This is a genomic window from uncultured Winogradskyella sp. (assembly GCF_947501905.1).
Taxonomy (GTDB): Bacteria; Bacteroidota; Bacteroidia; order Flavobacteriales; family Flavobacteriaceae; genus Winogradskyella.
In genome coordinates, this window is record NZ_CANMXL010000002.1 from 645,907 (window position 1) to 664,957 (window position 19,051).

At 33.2% G+C, this 19,051-nt stretch carries 19 protein-coding genes; 12 read left to right on the forward strand and 7 right to left on the reverse strand.

Going from position 1 to position 19,051, the window contains the following annotated elements; genetic code table 11:
* The first annotated feature begins 13 nt into the window (after positions 1–13).
* Positions 14–388, forward strand: coding sequence for a DoxX family membrane protein (locus Q0770_RS06635; RefSeq protein WP_188375218.1), 375 nt, complete (start codon positions 14–16; stop codon positions 386–388).
* A gap of 63 nt (positions 389–451) precedes the next feature.
* Here the strand turns inward: Q0770_RS06635 and Q0770_RS06640 are convergent, their stop codons facing one another.
* The 5 genes from Q0770_RS06640 to Q0770_RS06660 form a co-directional block, all read right to left on the reverse strand.
* Positions 452–1,732, reverse strand: coding sequence for a hypothetical protein (locus tag Q0770_RS06640; RefSeq protein WP_299115276.1), 1,281 nt, complete (start codon positions 1,730–1,732; stop codon positions 452–454).
* 32 nt (positions 1,733–1,764) lie between these two features.
* On the reverse strand, positions 1,765–2,319 hold the full coding sequence (locus Q0770_RS06645; RefSeq protein ID WP_299115278.1) for a DinB family protein: 555 nt from the start codon (positions 2,317–2,319) through the stop codon (positions 1,765–1,767).
* 88 nt (positions 2,320–2,407) lie between these two features.
* The gene (locus Q0770_RS06650) at positions 2,408–2,923 is read right to left on the reverse strand and encodes a DUF4136 domain-containing protein (RefSeq protein WP_299115280.1); all 516 of its coding nucleotides are present in this window, start codon (positions 2,921–2,923) and stop codon (positions 2,408–2,410) included.
* A gap of 69 nt (positions 2,924–2,992) precedes the next feature.
* Positions 2,993–3,991, reverse strand: coding sequence for a GTPase ObgE (gene obgE, locus Q0770_RS06655; RefSeq protein WP_299115361.1), 999 nt, complete (start codon positions 3,989–3,991; stop codon positions 2,993–2,995).
* A gap of 69 nt (positions 3,992–4,060) precedes the next feature.
* Complete coding sequence (locus Q0770_RS06660; RefSeq protein ID WP_299115282.1) at positions 4,061–5,173, reverse strand: adenylate kinase; 1,113 nt, start codon at positions 5,171–5,173, stop codon at positions 4,061–4,063.
* A 153-nt stretch (positions 5,174–5,326) separates the two neighbouring features.
* Between Q0770_RS06660 and Q0770_RS06665 the strand changes: the two genes are divergently transcribed.
* The 5 genes from Q0770_RS06665 to Q0770_RS06685 are packed head-to-tail and all read left to right on the forward strand — an operon-like array spanning position 5,327 to position 10,700.
* A complete protein-coding gene (locus Q0770_RS06665) occupies positions 5,327–6,481 on the forward strand; it encodes a 5-(carboxyamino)imidazole ribonucleotide synthase (RefSeq protein WP_299115284.1) in 1,155 nt (384 codons plus the stop codon).
* Between the two features lie 2 nt (positions 6,482–6,483).
* Positions 6,484–6,963, forward strand: coding sequence for a 5-(carboxyamino)imidazole ribonucleotide mutase (gene purE / locus Q0770_RS06670; RefSeq protein ID WP_299115286.1), 480 nt, complete (start codon positions 6,484–6,486; stop codon positions 6,961–6,963).
* Between the two features lie 12 nt (positions 6,964–6,975).
* Complete coding sequence (locus Q0770_RS06675; RefSeq protein WP_299115287.1) at positions 6,976–7,818, forward strand: hypothetical protein; 843 nt, start codon at positions 6,976–6,978, stop codon at positions 7,816–7,818.
* A gap of 38 nt (positions 7,819–7,856) precedes the next feature.
* On the forward strand, positions 7,857–9,899 hold the full coding sequence (locus tag Q0770_RS06680) for a M3 family metallopeptidase (protein WP_299115289.1): 2,043 nt from the start codon (positions 7,857–7,859) through the stop codon (positions 9,897–9,899).
* Between the two features lie 27 nt (positions 9,900–9,926).
* Positions 9,927–10,700, forward strand: coding sequence for a hypothetical protein (locus tag Q0770_RS06685; protein ID WP_299115291.1), 774 nt, complete (start codon positions 9,927–9,929; stop codon positions 10,698–10,700).
* An 8-nt stretch (positions 10,701–10,708) separates the two neighbouring features.
* On the opposite strand, the gene Q0770_RS06690 is transcribed toward Q0770_RS06685, so the two are convergent.
* A complete protein-coding gene (locus Q0770_RS06690) occupies positions 10,709–11,986 on the reverse strand; it encodes a DUF2235 domain-containing protein (RefSeq protein ID WP_299115293.1) in 1,278 nt (425 codons plus the stop codon).
* Between the two features lie 100 nt (positions 11,987–12,086).
* Here Q0770_RS06690 and Q0770_RS06695 point away from each other — a divergent pair, with 100 nt between their 5' ends.
* The 5 genes from Q0770_RS06695 to Q0770_RS06715 all read left to right on the forward strand — a co-directional run bounded on the left by Q0770_RS06695 (position 12,087) and on the right by Q0770_RS06715 (position 15,187).
* Positions 12,087–12,590 carry a GbsR/MarR family transcriptional regulator gene (locus tag Q0770_RS06695; RefSeq protein WP_299115294.1) on the forward strand — a complete coding sequence of 168 codons (504 nt, stop codon included), beginning with the start codon at positions 12,087–12,089 and terminating at the stop codon, positions 12,588–12,590.
* Between the two features lie 392 nt (positions 12,591–12,982).
* On the forward strand, positions 12,983–13,417 hold the full coding sequence (locus Q0770_RS06700) for a hypothetical protein (protein ID WP_299115296.1): 435 nt from the start codon (positions 12,983–12,985) through the stop codon (positions 13,415–13,417).
* A 12-nt stretch (positions 13,418–13,429) separates the two neighbouring features.
* The gene (locus Q0770_RS06705; protein WP_299115298.1) at positions 13,430–14,320 is read left to right on the forward strand and encodes a cyclopropane-fatty-acyl-phospholipid synthase family protein; all 891 of its coding nucleotides are present in this window, start codon (positions 13,430–13,432) and stop codon (positions 14,318–14,320) included.
* 56 nt (positions 14,321–14,376) lie between these two features.
* Positions 14,377–14,931: a sigma-70 family RNA polymerase sigma factor gene (locus tag Q0770_RS06710; RefSeq protein ID WP_299115300.1), complete on the forward strand. Its 555-nt coding sequence runs from the start codon at positions 14,377–14,379 to the stop codon at positions 14,929–14,931.
* A gap of 4 nt (positions 14,932–14,935) precedes the next feature.
* The gene (locus Q0770_RS06715; RefSeq protein ID WP_299115302.1) at positions 14,936–15,187 is read left to right on the forward strand and encodes a hypothetical protein; all 252 of its coding nucleotides are present in this window, start codon (positions 14,936–14,938) and stop codon (positions 15,185–15,187) included.
* Here the strand turns inward: Q0770_RS06715 and Q0770_RS06720 are convergent.
* A complete protein-coding gene (locus tag Q0770_RS06720; RefSeq protein WP_299115304.1) occupies positions 15,170–16,003 on the reverse strand; it encodes a hypothetical protein in 834 nt (277 codons plus the stop codon). The genes Q0770_RS06715 and Q0770_RS06720 overlap by 18 nt on opposite strands.
* 122 nt (positions 16,004–16,125) lie before the next feature.
* Here Q0770_RS06720 and gcvP point away from each other — a divergent pair, with 122 nt between their 5' ends.
* A complete protein-coding gene (gene gcvP / locus Q0770_RS06725) occupies positions 16,126–18,975 on the forward strand; it encodes an aminomethyl-transferring glycine dehydrogenase (RefSeq protein ID WP_299115306.1) in 2,850 nt (949 codons plus the stop codon).
* Positions 18,976–19,051 lie beyond the last annotated feature (76 nt).

Here is a 19,051-nt window from a genome sequence, read left to right on the forward strand (position 1 = left end):
AAAATTTACAATTATGAATTCAAAAGTTTTTATGGTTCTACGAATCTTACTAGGTGTTTTTATCCTAGTTTTTGGTGTGAATAAATTTGCTGGATTTTTACCTCCACCAGAAGGTATGTCTGCAGATGCAGGTGCCTATTTTGGGGCATTAACTAATGCAAAAGTAATGGACCTTGTAGGTGTTGTTGAAATCATTGCCGGACTTGCATTAATTCTGAATAAGTTTGGAGCATTATTAGCACTAATACTTATGAGCATTTCTGTAAACGCAGCATTATTCCACGCTACTTTAGATCCAGGAAATATAGCTCCAGCTTTAGCACTATTAGTCTTAAATATTGCTGTACTATACGGTTATAAAGACAAATACAAAGCTTTGCTAAGCTAATACATAACTAAAAGAATAAAAAAGAGGCTTATAAAAGCCTCTTTTTTATTTAAATTTTTACACCTACATATTAAAAGGATATTCACTTATCCAAGTGAACTCTTTTCTTGATAATGTAAAACTATTTTTATTCATTTTTTTAGTATAGACATTAATAGTATCTTTTTCTGATATATAATCAAAATTTACAGTGGCACTATCAACTTCTTTAAAATTCATATAAAAAGTCTCTTTATCCCTACTCCAACTTGTTAACTTAAATCTATCCTTTAAACTGTCTTTTTCTATTCCGTAATACGTTGTTTTTGGGCTGCTGTATCTTTGTATCCTTAAAGAACCTTGCCATTGCACACCAATGTGTTTCCATAAACGATTATCTCTATAGTCATTTAAAGTATCTCCATTTACTGTAATATTGGTAATCTCGTATGCTCCATATAATAATGGCTTTTCTGCTTTAGCACCATATAATTTTTCATTCTCTAAAACATTTACAAAACCATAAATGAGTGCATAACCAATTATTAACGCCTTAAAACTTTTTATAGCTATTGTAATACCCTTATTAAAAACTGGTCTTTCTATTACCGAAAGCTTAGTTTTAATATTTGTAAAGAAAAATAAGCACAGTTTTTTTATATCTCTAGATAATAAAAACAATGTCATTATAACCAAATGTGTAGACACCATTTTAACGGGAACATCGTAAAAGTAATTAACAGCCATTACGTTAAGTGTTGTCATTAAAGTAATAACTAATCCAAAAGTTAATGTCCTTCTAAACAAAAGTAAGACCGCTAATAGTTCTGCTATGCCCATAAATATGTTGTAACCTTTAGAAAAACCTAAGAATGTCCATGCTAATCCCATTGGCGAAGTATTGCCAATTTCACTCAACATTCTATATGGACCTGGATAAGGGAACTGTAATTGAATCACTTTACTTAAACCATAAGCTATAAGCATCAGAGCAATATAATAGCGTACTGCTACAGTTAACCAATAATAAAGTTTTTTGTAGTCAAAACGTTTTCTATCTATCAATGACCATATAATAGCACCAATTACAGCAGCTAAAAATATGGTTAGTAATGTAACGTAGTCAAAAAGTGTATCACCACTACCTGTATTTTCCCTGAAAGTTATTTCAGTTATGCCATAAACATTTTCTCCTAACCATGGAACCAATTTCTTCATCCATTGCAATGGATATGAAAATATTGTATACCAAAAAGGGTAAGCACTATTGTTTTGAAAAGCAATGAATAATAAAAAGTAAATAAAGATGAATCGAAAGCCTATTTTATCTAAAATTGACCATGATTTTGTTTTGACTGATGACATATTGTGTATAAATTATTACAATAAATATAACACTATTTAATACGTTTAGAAATCATTGCCAATTGCCCCATATGATTCGCCTGATGTTCCATAACATGAAACCACGCCCAGTGGTTAGTCATACCTCCATTTTTCTTTGCAAACCAATCATCATCTTTTTCTTTTAAAAGTTCTTTTGTTTTTGCTCTAACTTCATCGTATATGTCTAGATAATACGATATAGGCTTTCCAACAAACTCTTTACGAGCTTTATCGCCAAGACTTAAAGCGGTTCCCCATTTTGCTTCTTCATCTTTATTAAACTGTCTGCCTTCAAAAGTATAAACCTGATAATATTTCTCTGTTGCGGCCAAATGGTAAATCATAGCACCTGGTGTATTGGCATTTTCATCTAAAAGAAAGTCAGTGGCATCTTGGTCTAGATTTTTAACAATACGCTCTACTCTAGCCTTTAGACCATCTAACATGGAAACCATGTTCCCTATATCATTTGAATAGCCTTTTGGTGGTTTTACATCATATTGTGCGTTAGAAATTGTAAAAAGACAAACGAAAAGAATACTGAAAATAAATTTAGAATATTTCATTAATTGAGAGTTTAGTTTATATAAATGTAAATCGAACATCTCAATTTTTGAGAGGACTTAACAACAACTTAACGAAACATAAAATACATTACTTTTTAGGAGGATATTTACTAAACACTTTTTCTATTAGTTTCATAAAGCTTTCCTCACGTTTTTCAGGCGTATTACCAATATTAGAAATCGTAGTTATTGCTTGCCAAAAAACTCCGTTTTTTGAATCGTCTACAAACTCTATACTAATCTCTCGCATAACTCTATTTTGACCTACAGGAATACCAATAGACACACCACCACCAACATTACGGCCAGTACCACCAATACCTACACCAACATTACTATTTGAATTTGAAGTTACCTCACCAGATTGAATATCTATACTAAAACTTGGTGTTTCTGATTTTTCAAAGCCCATGATTTTAAGCTTATCGTCTATAGCTCTAATAAGACGCTTCTCATCTAGTTGATTAAAACCAGACTTCATATCCGTGAAATAATTGTAGGTTTTATATTGAGTGAAGTCGGTGTCTTTTTCGTAATCGTAATCTACAAAAGCACCACATGACGTAAATAGCAGTAATACTAAAAGGAATCTTAGCAGTTTCATCTTTTTATTTTAAAGATACTAAAAATTGAAACTGAAGTATAAATTTTAACGCTTTAAGAATAACAAAATTTAGGAATTAAGTATCTTCCAAAGCTTATCTTTTAGCTCCTGAATGCCTTGATGAGCAACGGATGACATAAACATATAATCAATGTTTAAATCCCTATCTAACTCCACTTTCATCTCCGCTTTTAATTCATCATCTAATAAATCAGATTTTGACACTAGAAGAAAACGTTCTTTGTCCAACATTTCAGGATTGTAACGTCTTAACTCATCTAACAAAACTTCGTATTGCTTAACGATATCATCAGCATCAGCCGGTACTAAAAATAGTAATATTGAATTACGCTCTATGTGTCTTAAGAAGTAATAACCTAAACCTTTTCCTTCGGCAGCTCCTTCAATAATACCAGGTATATCTGCCATTACAAAGGACTTAAAATCGCGATACTCAACAATACCCAAATTAGGCTTCAAGGTCGTAAACTCGTAATCTGCAATTTTTGGTTTTGCAGACGTCATCACAGACAATAATGTCGATTTTCCTGCATTAGGAAAACCAACTAAACCAACATCTGCTAATACTTTAAGCTCAAGAGTAATATGCCTTTCTTCCAAAGGAATACCAGGCTGAGCGTAACGCGGTGTTTGGTTTGTAGAACTTTTAAAATGCCAGTTACCTCGTCCACCTTTTCCGCCTTCTGCAACAATTTTTTCCTGACCTTCTTCTGTGATTTCAAAAAGGATATTGTTAGTTTCTGTATCTCTTACAACTGTACCAAGTGGCACATCAAGATACATATCCTCACCATCAGCGCCTGTACTTCTACCCGAGCTACCATGGGCTCCATGACCAGCTCTAATATGTCTTTTAAATTTTAAGTGTAAAAGTGTCCAAAGATTAGGATTACCTCTTATAATAACATGACCGCCACGACCACCATCGCCGCCATCAGGACCACCTTTCTGTATATATTTTTCGCGATGTAAATGTGCAGAGCCTTTTCCTCCGTTTCCAGAAGAGACATGCATTTTTACGTAATCTACAAAGTTGCCTTCAGTCATATTTGTTTCCCGAGACATCGGGAATCTTTAAATTAGTAATCTATACTAGGCCTATCTTATAAATAAAACTTATAATTTATCAAGAACAGCGCTTAAACGTTCTGTAATTTCTTCAATACTACCAACACCATCGACACCAAAATACTTATCTTGAGAAGAATAGTAATCTTTTAGGATGGCTGTTTTATCGTAGTACTCTTTGATTCTGTTTCTTATAATACCTTCATCAGCATCATCTGGTCTTCCGCTCGTTTTTCCTCTTTCTAGTAAGCGACCTACCAAAACTTCATCTTCAACCTCTAAAGCAACCATGGCGTTAATTTGAGAATCTTTAGTGTTCATTAATACGTCTAAAGCTTCAGCTTGAGCATTTGTACGTGGAAAACCATCAAAAATAAAACCTTTAGCGTCTGCATTTTTTTCAACTTCAGCATTAAGCATATCAATGGTTACCTCATCAGGTACTAATTCGCCTTTATCCATATATGATTTGGCTAGAGTTCCTAAAGCAGTCTGATTTTTTATGTTATATCTAAATACGTCTCCGGTAGAAATATGTACCAAATCGTATTTGTCTTTTAAGAAATTTGCTTGTGTACCTTTGCCTGCTCCTGGAGGGCCAAATAATACAATATTAGTCATGTGCTGTGTTGTTTTTAGTTGATATACTTCGGGTAAATCTCTTCCTAAGCCGTTATAGTCTAAGCCGTAGCCTACTATAAATTTATTTGGAATTTCTATACCGACATAATGCAGTTTAAAGTCTTTCTTATATGCCTCAGGCTTATAAAACAAAGTCGCAATTATCAATTGCTTCACTTTTTCATTTTTAAAAATACGATGCACTTCAGCAAGTGTATTGCCTGAATCAATGATATCCTCAAGAATAACAACAGTTCTATCTGTTAAATCTTGAGTTAAACCGATAAGTCTTTGGATATCTTCAGTAGATTTCACACCATCATAAGATGCTAATTTTATAAAAGTAACTTCACAAGGATGTGGGTACTTTTTCACAAAATCACTCACAAACATAAAAGAGCCATTAAGAATCCCAACAAATATGGGCATTTCATCCTTTAAGTCTTTTGCAAGAGCATCAACCATTTGTTGTACAGCATCTTGTATTTTCTCTTCTGAAATAAAAGGTTTAAAGTATAAATCCTGAAGCTTTACGAGCATGTTTTAATTTTAAAAGGGCAAAGATAATCAAATGATTAACGATAGTCGATTTTTGGTTTCCTATTTTGGAATATTCTTCTATAATTAGTGTATTTTTGTTATTCAATTTTCAATTTCTAACTAAAGATTTCCGAACTATTTGGAATACCGAATATGAGCTATTTCTCTTCAGACTTTAAACTTGGCATTTTAGGTGGCGGACAGTTAGGCAAAATGATGCTTTACGCCACAAGAAAATTTGATATTACCACAAAAGTAATCGACTCTAGTAAAGATGCACCTTCACGACTCGCTTGTGACGAATTTTTAACTGGAGATATTCTAGATTATGATACTGTTTTAGAATTTGGACGTAGTGTAGATTTACTCACTTTTGAAATTGAAAACGTTAATGTTGATGCACTTGAAGCTCTAGAAAGTGAAGGCAAAAAAGTATACCCATCATCAAAAACGCTAAGAACAATTCAGAATAAAGCCACTCAGAAATTATTCTATACTGATAATCATATTCCCACTGCGCCATTTTCGCGATTTGCGTATGCTTCAGAAATAGAAGATGCTATTGATAATGGAGGATTATCGATGCCGTTTGTATGGAAAAGCGCCCGATTTGGATACGATGGACAAGGTGTGAAAGTAGTTAGAACTATTTCGGATTTAAAAGACTTACCAAATACAGAATGTATTGCAGAAACATTGATTCCATTTAAAAATGAGCTAGCGGTAATTGTTGCAAGAAATGAAAGTGGTGAGATAAAAACCTATCCAACGGTCGAAATGGAGTTTCACCCCGAAGCCAACCAAGTAGAATATGTATTATGTCCTGCGCGTTTGCCAGAATATATTACCAAAAAAGCTGAAGCATTAGCCTTAAAAGTTGCAGGTGCATACAAGCATGTTGGGCTTTTAGCTGTTGAAATGTTCTTGACTAAGGATGATGATGTTTTGGTTAACGAAGTAGCTCCAAGACCTCACAATTCTGGACATTACAGTATTGAAGGCAGTTATACTTGCCAATTTGAGCAGCATTTAAGAGCCATCTTAAATTTACCTTTAGGAAAAACCGAAAGCACGGTTGCTGGTGTTATGGTAAATCTTGTTGGTGCAGAAAACCACACAGGAGATGTACTCTACAAAAACATAGAAGATATTATGGCTATGGATGGTGTGACGCCTCATATTTATGGAAAGAAGCAGACAAGACCTTTTCGTAAAATGGGACACGTCACCATTATAGATAAAGATATTAATAAGGCTAGAGCAATAGCTCAAAACGTTAAAGAAACCATACAAGTAATAAGCAAATAGTTATGAGTAAAGTAGGGGTAATAATGGGAAGCAAAAGCGATTTGCCAGTAATGCAAGACGCTATTGATATTTTAAAAGGGTTTGACATCGAAGTCGAAGTAGATATTGTATCTGCTCATCGTACACCAGACAAACTTTTTGACTATGGTAAAAATGCACATACTAGAGGCATTAAAGTTATTGTTGCTGGTGCTGGTGGCGCTGCTCATTTACCAGGTATGGTAGCCTCTTTATCGCCATTGCCAGTTATTGGCGTTCCTGTTAAAAGTAGTAACTCAATTGATGGTTGGGATTCTGTATTATCTATTTTACAAATGCCAGGAGGTGTTCCTGTAGCTACAGTTGCCTTAAATGGCGCAAAAAATGCAGGGATTTTAGCAGCTCAAATTTTAGGCTCTAGCGACAAGTGTGTTTTAGATAAAATTCTAATCTACAAAGAAGGCTTAAAAGCTAAAGTTATTGATTCTGCCAAAGACCTTTAATTAAGATTTAAATTGAAATATCAGATATACATTTTTGGTTTACTACTGGTTTTATTCAGTTGTAATAATAAGAAAGAACTTGACTTACCATTAGAGGAATACAAAAACGAAATTCAAGCACTAAATAGTAAAGATTACTACAACTATTGGGAAAAGCTAAATAATTTTGACCAGAAGGTCGTATTGGAAGCTAAAAGTCATAAAGCCTACGATTCATTATCACTTGTTACGCTTATTAAGTCTGCTCTTTTTTATGAACTCAAGGGCGATTCAATATTTAAAGCGCCTAACACTTATAATGAGTTCTTTTTTATTCACAACCATATACCTAAATCCAATTTAGACTTCTGGCCTTTATTAATAAAACAAAAAGAACTTACAGGAGAACTACTGATGTTTCCATCTTATCAACTAGAGGGTCTCGCAGGTTCCTTTTATGATTATTCAGTATTTGGACAAGATAGTATTTATGATAGTCTCTTATCTAAAATTAAATCTAAGCCTAGCACGAAAATAAGTGACGCTTTGATTGATACTTACATAGAAACTAAACAGATTCAAAAATTATCTATAAAGGAAGAAATTGGAATTTGGTATCGAAAAAGATTTAAAAACGAATCCTACGAAGCTCCAAAAGGTAATTTTGAGTTACTGAAACTATCAGATGATGGCTATTATATAAGATTTAATAAAGCAGGTTTTAAGCCAGTAAACATTATAGAGAAAAACAGTAAAAGCTTAACATTTAAACCAAAGCACGAGCCTTTTGGTTGGTGTTTTGTGCTTAGTAATGATGGTGATTTACGTTTATATAATGAAAAAAATGCTTTATTAATAGCATATACCAAAGCCTAACTTTCACTGATACAAATCTATTTTAATATTAAATGTCAATGAACATTCTAAATAAAACCTTCAATACAGCATACAATACCGCCCCATTTGCGGACATAAAAACTGAGGATTTTTTACCAGCTTTTAAAATAGCTATAGAAAAAGCGCGTGCCGAAATTGATGCTATTGTCTCTAATTCTGAAACTCCAACATTTAAAAACACTATTGAAGCTCTAGATTATACTGGTGAAGAATTAGACAGGATTTCGAGTATTTTTTTCAACTTAAATTCTGCCGAAACTAATGATGAGATTCAGAAAATTGCCCAAGAAGTCTCGCCTTTGTTATCAGAATTTAGTAATGATATTACGTTAAATGAAGAACTATTTAAGCGTGTAAAATTAGTTTATGATTCTAAATCCACGTTGGAATTAACTACTGAACAAGAGACACTTCTTGATAAAAAATATAAAAGCTTTTCCAGAAACGGTGCCAATTTAGACGCTACAAAAAAAGAAAGGCTTCGCAAAATAGATAAAGAATTAAGCCAACTCAAATTAAAATTTGGTGAGCATATTCTAGCAGAAACCAATACATTTGAGATGCTTCTAACTAATGAAGCTGACCTTTCTGGTTTGCCTGATGGCGCCAAAGAAGCAGCAAAGCAATTGGCAGAAGGCAAAGGAAAAGATGGCTGGTTAATTACTTTGGATTATCCGAGTTATATTCCGTTTATGACTTATGCTGATAATCGTCAATTAAGAGAAAGGCTATCTAAAGCTTTTGGAAGTAAAGGCTTTAAAGGGGATGAGCTTGACAACCAAAATAATGTTTTAGAGATTGCCAACTTAAGAAATGAGCGTGCGCAATTGTTAGGCTACAAAACGCATGCACATTTTGTTTTGGAAGAACGTATGGCGGAAACGCCAGAAAATGTCCAGAACTTTCTTAATGAGTTACTTGAGAAAGCAAAACCAGCAGCTGAAAAAGAATTTGAGGAATTAGAAAAATTTGCAAATTCTATTTCTGGGTCAGTGAGCGGAGTCGAACTGCAAAAATGGGATTCAGCATACTATTCTGAAAAATTGAAACAAAAATTATTCAGTTTAGATGATGAGCAACTAAAGCCTTATTTCAAATTAGAAAATGTTATTAATGGTGCTTTTACGGTAGCTGAAAAGTTATTCGGATTAAGATTTGAAGAAATTGATACGATTGACAAATACCATGAAGATGTCTTAACTTATAAAGTTATTGACGATTATGGCGAATTGGTTTCTATTTTTTATGCTGACTTTTTCCCAAGAGCAGGAAAACGTAATGGTGCTTGGATGACCTCTTTTAAGCCTCAAATGATAAAGAATCAGGTTAATGAGAGACCACATGTATCCATCGTTTGTAATTTCACAAAGCCCACACCAACAAAACCTTCATTACTGACATTTAATGAGGTGACGACGTTGTTTCACGAATTTGGCCACGCATTACATGGCATGTTGGCTAATACCACATATCCGAGTTTATCTGGCACAAATGTCTATTGGGATTTTGTAGAGTTACCAAGTCAGATTTTAGAAAACTGGTGCTACGAAGAAGAAACATTAAAACTGTTTGCTACACATTACGAAACTGGTGAGGTTATTCCGATGGAATTAATCGAGAAAATAAAAGCTTCTGCAACATTTCACGAAGGCATGCAAACCTTACGTCAACTGAGTTTTGGTTTATTAGACATGGCTTGGCATGCGCATGAAAACCCTTCGGAAATATCTTCAGTAAAAGATTTTGAAAACAAAGCCTTTGCTGGCACAAATCTTTATCCAGATGTCACAGAAAATTGTATGAGTACTGCTTTTGCGCACATCTTTCAAGGTGGTTATTCGTCTGGTTATTACAGTTACAAATGGGCAGAAGTTTTAGATGCCGATGCTTTTGAATATTTTAAGAAAGAAGGCATTTTTAATAAAAAAGTAGCACAGAAATTTCAAGCCTTTGTTTTATCTCAAGGCGGTACAGAAAACCCAATGACTTTATATAAAAAGTTTAGAGGTCAAGAGCCTAAACCTGAAGCCTTATTGAGACGTGCTGGGTTGATAAAATAACAACTTGAATATCTCGTTTATTCAATAATGAGACTATTAAAGCTTTTTGGTCATATTCTATTTATAATATTACTAACTGCGGCAACACAAGTAGGTGGCATAATTTGGTTACTAACCTTGATAATTTGCAAGAAATTTGAATGCAAAAAGCGATTTGTATTTCCTGTATTATACTTAGCATTTAATCTTTTAATTATTCCGCCAATAGCAAAGTTTTTCGGTCGAGAAAAACTCCCTATTTTTAATGAGTATGTAAAACCTGCAAACTGGTTTTATCCGCTTGCCTTTAGAAATTATGTGAAACCTGAATTGAATACTCTACTTAATAATGTTTCAAAAGAAAGCAATACAACGATTAAATACTTAGATGCCAATTTTCCATTTTTTGATGGCTTCCCTCTTTTACCACACTTAAGCCATAATGACGGCAAAAAAATAGATTTATCATTTAAATATCTAGATAGCAATGGTGAATCTACAGAACAAAACTCGTCATTCTCAGGATACGGAGCTTATATAAATTCAAATAAGAATTATACTGCTTCTAGGTGTATAACCAAAGGCTATTGGCAGTATGACTTTTCAAAATACTTGTCTTTCGGAATTTCTGATGATGTTGTGTTTGACTCAAAACGCACGAAACAATTAATAAAAGCTTTAGTTAAACAAGTAAATACTCAAAAGCTATTTATAGAGCCACATTTGAAGGAGAGCATGGGATTAACCAACTATTCGAAAATACGCTTTCATGGTTGCCAAGCCGTAAGACATGATGACCATATTCATTTACAAATAGAGTAATTGCAGTATTAATCTACCACATTAATAACATCACAAGGTTCTTTATAGATTCTCCTATTTCCTATAGAGTCAAAACACTTTTTAAAGGGCTCTTTATCAAACCAATCTAGGGGGTCTTTTTTTAGTTTTTTAAAGTTTGGTAACAAGCCTAGCTCTAGACGTTTTATCACAGAACTATGAATGTTTATTTTACCATTATTATAATTTTCGCCATTTTCTATGAGATATAAAGGGATGTCTCGGTTCCTTCTTTTGTAAAAGAAACCTAAAAAGCCTTTTTCGGAATCATGAATTTCGCCTTTAATATTTTTGTCAGTAAGTGACACCTCATCAAATAAGTTATAATCTTTTAACTCACTGACCATCCAATCTAAGGATAGATAAGATATTTCGGGGTTATCAGTATATCCTCCTCCAACATCACTATGAGCACCAGCAAACCAAACTTCTTTAACCACATCATCTAAAATTTTATTTCGCCTTAATTTTATATTATTACAACTTGCCAAAATTGGCGTAAATATTTGTGCTCTATTATCGTCCAATGCTACAGCATGAAAAACCTTATTGACGTTTACAAACTGATTAAGGTGACTGTCATTAGGGTTACAAAATTTCTCTTTATAATCTGGTGCAGCTAAAGCTTCAACATTATCAAACAGGCCTAAAACCTCAATAGTTATATTAGGTATTCTAATAATTTTTTGATTATTATCATTCTCCCATTTTTCAATAACTTTTTCAACTTTTCGTTGTCTTTCAGTATGTGTAATATTACCTCGATAGGCACTATACATTTTTTTGATTAAACGTATTTGCTTCACACTATCTATACCTTTTTCGAGTTCTACCATACCAGCGGTGTAAATAAAATCAGTTAGTACTTGGCATGTAAAAGCACCTCTACTAAAGCCAAATAAGTGAATCTTATCACCACGTTCTTTTTTATAACGCTTCATCAAAAAATCATAAGCTTCCACTACATCTCTCTTAACGCCAACGCCAAATGCCATGCCTGAAATTTTAAAGTCATTTCCTCCACCAACACCAACAGTGTAAAACGTATCAAGAGTATCGCTAACCTTAGCTAGCCGCCTAAGCTTATTAACATTGGTATTATCTTCAGGTGTATTTGAGGTGCCATCAATAAAGATTAAGATGTCTTTAGAGCTATTAGTATTTGAATTTGGACTCACTAAAGGTGCTGTAGATTTACAACCAACAATTAATAGAGATATAACCAAGTATTTAGCTATAGCATGAACATCATTATGTAATGTAATCATAGGAGTTTAACTTTTACTCAAGGCCTAAGTTATAAAAATGATAATGAAAATAAACTTTCAATAATTATTGAAAGTTTAAAAATTATTGTATATTTGTTCCATGCAATACCAAGAAGCAAAAGAAAAATTTATAAGCACCTGGGGAAGTTTAGGTACGCTTTGGGGCATCAATAAAGCCATGGCTCAGATACAAGCTTTACTTTTTATCTCAACCAAGTCATTATCTATGGAAGATATTATGGAAGAACTTAAAATCTCTCGTGGTAATACAAGTATGAATTTAAGGCAGCTCATGGATTGGGGTATTGTGACTAAAGTTTTAGTCTCTGGAGAACGTAAAGAGTTCTTTACTACAGAAAAGGATGTGCAAGAATTAGCTCGTATTGTAGCAAAGGAAAGAAGCCGAAGAGAAATAAAGCCTGTCATTAAGGTTTTAGATGAAGTCTCATCAATTAAAAATGATGGCACAGAAAAAACAAAAGAATTAATTAAACAAACAAAAGCTTTAAGAGAATTAACTGATGATTTAGATACTCTAATGAATAAGTTAGTGAATCAAAAACAAAACTGGTTAACAAAGTCTGTTTTTAAACTCATGAAATAGGACTATATTTTTTTAAATCAAACTTTCAATTTTTTCTGAAAGTTTAAAATATTAAGAATTATGAAAAGTTTGTATTCAACTAACAAAGTATTAACCATATTGGGTTTAGGCATCTCATTAACCTTTTGGGGAGGTATTTTGGCTTTACCAATACTTGGTCTGACTCAAATAATTATGTCAGTTATAATCTTTAGAAATAAATCTTCACTTAGCAAAGGGACAAAAAAATTGTTTTACATATACATTATAGTCACAATAACTTTGGCTGGAACTTTTAGATTATTAAGCGAAGTTAAAAGTCGCGAGTCATTAATGCTATTGCTCATTTGGATGTTTATCTCAGCATTTTTAGCACTATTTCACTTATACATAACCTATAAAATTAAACAATCATGAAAACTCAAATTCCAAATTGGTTAATCATAATAGGAGGTTTTGGTCAAATATTTACTGCACTAATCTATCCTTATATAAGACATAAAGTTTTTGATTGGTATAATGATGTTAAACAACTAAAACCTTTAAATCAGGAGATTGCTAAAACTTACGGAAGGTACATTCAAGGTTTAAATTTTTCTTTTGGTCTTATTGCCATTCTATTACCAAACGACCTAAAAAATGGAACACATCTAGCCCTAGCCCTTACAGGACTTATTGCTGCTTATTGGGTTGGCAAAGTAGCAACGCAAGTCGCTTATTACCCAATGTATCAAATACCACAGAAGCCAATTTTCAAAATTGGAAGTTACTTCATGAATTCTCTATTTACTTTATTTGCAATAGTATACACATGGTTAGTCATCTATAACATTTCTTTAGTCTTTTAAATCAAAATCATCATGAAAATACAATCAATATCACTCAACAATCATTCAGAACAAAATAGAATAGAAATGGTAGATTTCTATAACGAAGCTACTGAGGATTATGAATTTTGGAGTAACGATTATAACATGCACTTTGGCTATTATATTCCTTTTAAGACTAATCCCTTTAAGCGTGACTCTATGCTTAACCAAATGAATACTCAAGTTTTAAAAAGATTAAAAATTGGTTTAAGCAAAAATCGATTAATAGACTTAGGATGTGGTATGGGTGGCACAATGCGGCATGCTTTAAAACTATATAAAAACATTATAGCATATGGTGTTACATTATCAGATTTTCAAGTAAAGCAAGGAAACAATTTACTCAAAGGAGAAAATGGTATAATTATTAAAGAAAACTACAATAACACATCTTTTAAAAGTAACTCATTTGATTCTGCAGTAGCAATAGAGAGCTTTTGTCATTCAGGTCATAGTTATAATTCTCTTAAAGAAGCATATAGAATTCTAAAACCTGGAGGACGATTAGTCATTGCTGATGCATTTCTTAAAAAAGAGAAAAACAAACTCTGCAGAGGTAGTAAATATTCATATAAAAAACTATGTAATCATTGGAGTTTAGAAAAACTAGAAACACATACTTATATTCAAAAAAGCTTAAAGGAAATTGGTTTTAAAAGTATTACTGTAGAAGATGTGTCTTTTAAGGTTGCACCATCAGTATTACACGTTCCTTTTGCAATTACTGGCTTCATTCTAGGAAAATTATTAAGATTCAAATCAATTAAGAAAGAGAGTCTCCATAACTTAAAAGGGTCCTTTTATGCACTACTTGCCGGATTACATATGAAAAATTTTGGATATTACATTATAAGCGCAACAAAATCAAACACTTATAACTAATCAGAATTCTCGTTTTTTTATCCTATTTTTAATGCCAGAAAATTACGCCCAGAGCAATGGCAGAACATACTATAAATCCTAACGATTGGATTAAACTTTACTCCGATTATCTATTTAACTATACGATTACACGTGTTAGTGATAGAGAAATCGCTCAAGATTTGGTTCAAGAGACCTTTTTAGCGGGCTTAAAATCTATGGCAAACTTTAAGGGTGAAGCCAGTGAACGTACTTGGTTAATAGCTATTCTTAAAAGAAAAATCATTGACCATTATCGAAAAATAAATTCTAATAAAGGAAAAGCTGAAGTACGTATGTCTTACAACAGTGATACAGAAACAGAGGGTGATTGGTTAGAAGAGCGTGTTGCTGACCCTTATGATAAAACAGCTGAAGACACAATTGAAAATACAGAATTAGGCGTTGCAATCCATGATTGTTTGGGTAAACTTCCAGAAAAACAAGCAAATGTTTTTAAAATGAAAACCCTTTTAAATTATGAAACTGAAGCAATTTGTAATGAATTGAATATTACAGCGTCTAACCTTTGGGTAATTATCCATAGAGCAAGAACTGCTATGGCTAATTGCATGGAAGAAAATTGGTTTTAAAATTATGAGTAAACTAAAATTAGAATGTCACGAAGCAAATCATATATGTGACAAAAATCAGTATAAAGAAGCATCTTTAAGAGAAAAGATAATTTTGACTTTTCACTTAATGTACTGTCGTGCTTGCAGAAAATACACCGCTAAAAATACACAACTAACAAAGTTAGTGAAGAATCCTAAAGTAGAAACTTTAGACAATTCTGCTAAAAACAAATTACAGCAAGCATTTGAGGTAGAACTAAGTAAACAGCAATAGTATTATAAGCCAAAATATGGGCAAAGCTTCTACCCAAAAAGCACTATAATATTTATGCTGTTTTTTTGAAGAAAATATTAAAAGTAGAAGCGTCATAAACATTATTATTAAAGTTGAAAAAACAGATGTATCATCAATTTCATCTTTAAAAAATTCTAACATCATAAAAACCATTAGTAATAGCACGCCTATTATTTTGGTTTTTTTTATGCCTATTTTTTGAGGTATCGTGGCCAATTTTAAGCTGTCATAGTTCAAATCACGGATTTCAAAAGGCAGCATTAAAACCAACACATAACAAAACCTCTGAAAAAGTGCTATCCAAGTGTCTGCGGATAATTCTATTCCTGCATTCATAATTGGTAATAGCACACTGACAAAACACCAAACTAGAGCAATTACATAAATCTTTGCTCCACTTATTTCTCTTAAATTCTGCTGTTCATCAAACAAATATTTTTTGGGAATTAGAGGTATCGCATACAAGAATGTGGCAGCTGCTAAAAAACCAATTAAAGTTAAAGTTCTTAAGCTAAGCTGAAATAAGTAATAACACATCAACACAAATGCCACTGCAGAAAACAATTGAATAATACGTAACCAATTGGCTAAACTCCTGTGGTGAAACTTTGCCAAACCAAAATACTTTATAAAATTATAGGCAGTAATAGTGGCACAAAAGACAAAATATAGCACATTTTCGTCATAAGGTAAATCAAACGAAATCAAAGTGACCCATGTCATCGCATAAACAGCAAATGCGACATGAATACTGCTATTTATATAAAAATTAAAAACGGACTTTAAAACCTTCACATCGTAAAAATAACTAAAGTGTTAATAACGTACCATTTCAGTTAAAAACTTTAGTATTCCTTAACTAAAAAAAAGGGCATATTCCGTATTTTTGCTTATCAAAAAATACAGCGATAAAAAGAATGGACACAACATCTTTTGCATTAAGACATATTGGCCCTAATTCTCAGGAACAAAAGGCTATGTTAAACACCATCGGTGTTATGAGTATAGAACAGTTAGTATCTGAAACAGTACCTGCTGATATTCGTCTTAAAAATGATTTAAATTTAGACTCTGCATTAAGTGAACAAGAGTATTTAAGTCATATCTACGAACTATCTCAGCTTAATAAAGTTTTTAAAACATATATAGGTTTAGGTTATCATCCTACAAATCTTCCTGCAGTAATTCAACGTAATATATTAGAAAACCCAGGTTGGTATACAGCATATACGCCCTACCAAGCAGAAATTGCCCAAGGTCGCTTAGAGGCTTTACTTAATTACCAAACTATGGTTATTGATTTAACCGGTATGGAGATTGCAAACGCATCACTTCTAGACGAAAGCACTGCTGCAGCTGAAGCTATGAGCTTGCTTTTTGCAGTTAGAGAACGTGATCAGAAAAAAGCAAGCGTAAATAAATTTTTTGTGTCTGACAGCATATTACCACAAACCCTATCATTATTACATACAAGAGCCATCCCTATTGGTGTAGAATTGGTAATCGGTGAAGCTGAAAACTTTAGCCATTCTGAAGATTTCTTTGGAGCATTATTGCAATACCCAGGAAAAGATGGGCAAATTTCTGATATCAAAACATTTATAGAAAATGCTAATGCTGCTCGTATAAAAGTAGCCGTAGCAGCAGACATACTCAGTTTAGTAAAACTAGAAGCTCCCGGTAAATTTGGTGCTGATGTTGTAGTAGGTACTACACAACGTTTCGGTATCCCAATGGGTTATGGTGGCCCACATGCTGCATATTTTGCAACTAAAGAAGCCTACAAACGTGATGTTCCTGGCCGTATTATAGGCGTTACCAGAGATTTAAATGGTAACCGTGCACTTCGTATGGCTTTACAAACACGAGAGCAACACATTAAGAGAGCTAAAGCAACTTCAAATATATGTACAGCACAAGTACTACTAGCTGTTATGGCAGGAATGTACGCTGTTTATCACGGGCCTAAAGGTTTAGAATTTATCGCTGATAAAGTGAATAATTCTGCAGCAACTCTAGCAGAAGCGCTTGGCAAGTTAGGCCTTGAACAAACCAATACATATTATTTTGATACACTTCAAATAAAAGCAGATGCTTCAAAAGTAAAAACTGAAGCAGAAAAACGTGAAGTGAACTTTTTCTACCCAGATCAAGAAACAATTACAATTTCTATAAACGAAACCACTTCAATTTCTGATTTAAACCAGATTGTTGAAATTTTTGAAATCGTTACAGGAAAAAGCACAGACAAAATAACATCAATTTCAGAGATTGAAACTATTCAAAATGAATTAAAAAGAACATCTGACTTCTTAACTTTTGATGTCTTCAATTCATACCATTCAGAAACAGAGTTAATGCGTTATATCAAACGCTTAGAACGAAAAGATTTAGCATTAAATCACTCGATGATTTCGCTTGGTTCTTGTACAATGAAACTTAATGCAGCATCAGAAATGTTGCCATTAAGTTGGAGCAGTTGGGGAGCAATTCACCCTTTTGTACCTGTAGAACAAGCAAAAGGTTACGCAACCATGCTAAAAGCTCTTGAAAAGCAATTAAATGAAATTACAGGTTTTGCTGGTACATCTTTACAGCCTAATTCTGGTGCTCAAGGTGAGTTTGCAGGTTTAATGGTCATAAGAGCCTATCATCAGTCACGAAATGACCACCATAGGAACATCTGTTTAATTCCTTCTTCGGCACATGGGACCAACCCAGCAAGTGCAGTAATGGCAGGAATGAAAGTTGTAGTGACTAAAGCTTCAGATGATGGAAATATAGATGTTGAAGACTTAAGAGCAAAAGCAGAATTACATAAAGATAATTTAGCTGCCTTGATGGTAACTTATCCATCAACTCATGGCGTTTACGAATCTGCAATTAAAGAAATTACACAAATTATTCATGACAATGGTGGACAAGTCTACATGGATGGCGCTAATATGAATGCTCAAGTAGGCTTGACAAATCCAGGAAATATTGGAGCTGACGTATGCCACTTAAATTTGCATAAAACCTTTGCTATTCCTCATGGTGGTGGTGGACCTGGTGTTGGTCCAATTTGTGTTGCAAAACAATTAGTCCCGTTTTTACCGACAAATCCGATTATAGAAACTGGAGGTAATAAAGCTATTACAGCTATCTCTGGAGCTCCATTTGGATCTGCGTTAGCATGTATTATTTCTTATGGATATATAAAAATGTTAGGCGCCAAAGGATTAAAAAAGTCTACTGAAGTAGCTATCCTAAATGCTAACTATATTAAAGAACGTTTAGAAGGCTATTACCCTACATTATACACTGGAGAAAATGGTCGTGCAGCTCACGAAATGATTATCGATTGTCGTGATTTTAAAGAGAATGGCATTGAAGTCGTTGATATTGCAAAACGATTAATGGATTACGGTTTTCATGCACCGACAGTGTCTTTCCCAGTTGCAGGAACTATGATGATAGAACCCACAGAAAGTGAAAGCAAGGCCGAAATGGACCGCTTTTGTGATGCTATGATTTCTATTAGAGAAGAAATTAATACAGTTTCAAAAGAAGAACCAAATAATGTACTTAAAAATGCTCCTCATACTATGGCAATGCTAACTTCTGATGAATGGTTACTGCCATACTCTAGAGAAAAAGCAGCTTTTCCATTAGAGTTTGTTGCTGATAATAAATTTTGGCCAACGGTAAGACGTGTAGATGAAGCCTATGGTGATAGGAACTTAATATGTAGTTGCGCACCTATTGAAGCATACATAGAAGCATAAATTAAGTAATTTATAGATTTTAGAAAGCACTCTTTTTGAGTGCTTTTTTTATGGTTTTTATAGAAATAATGGCAAA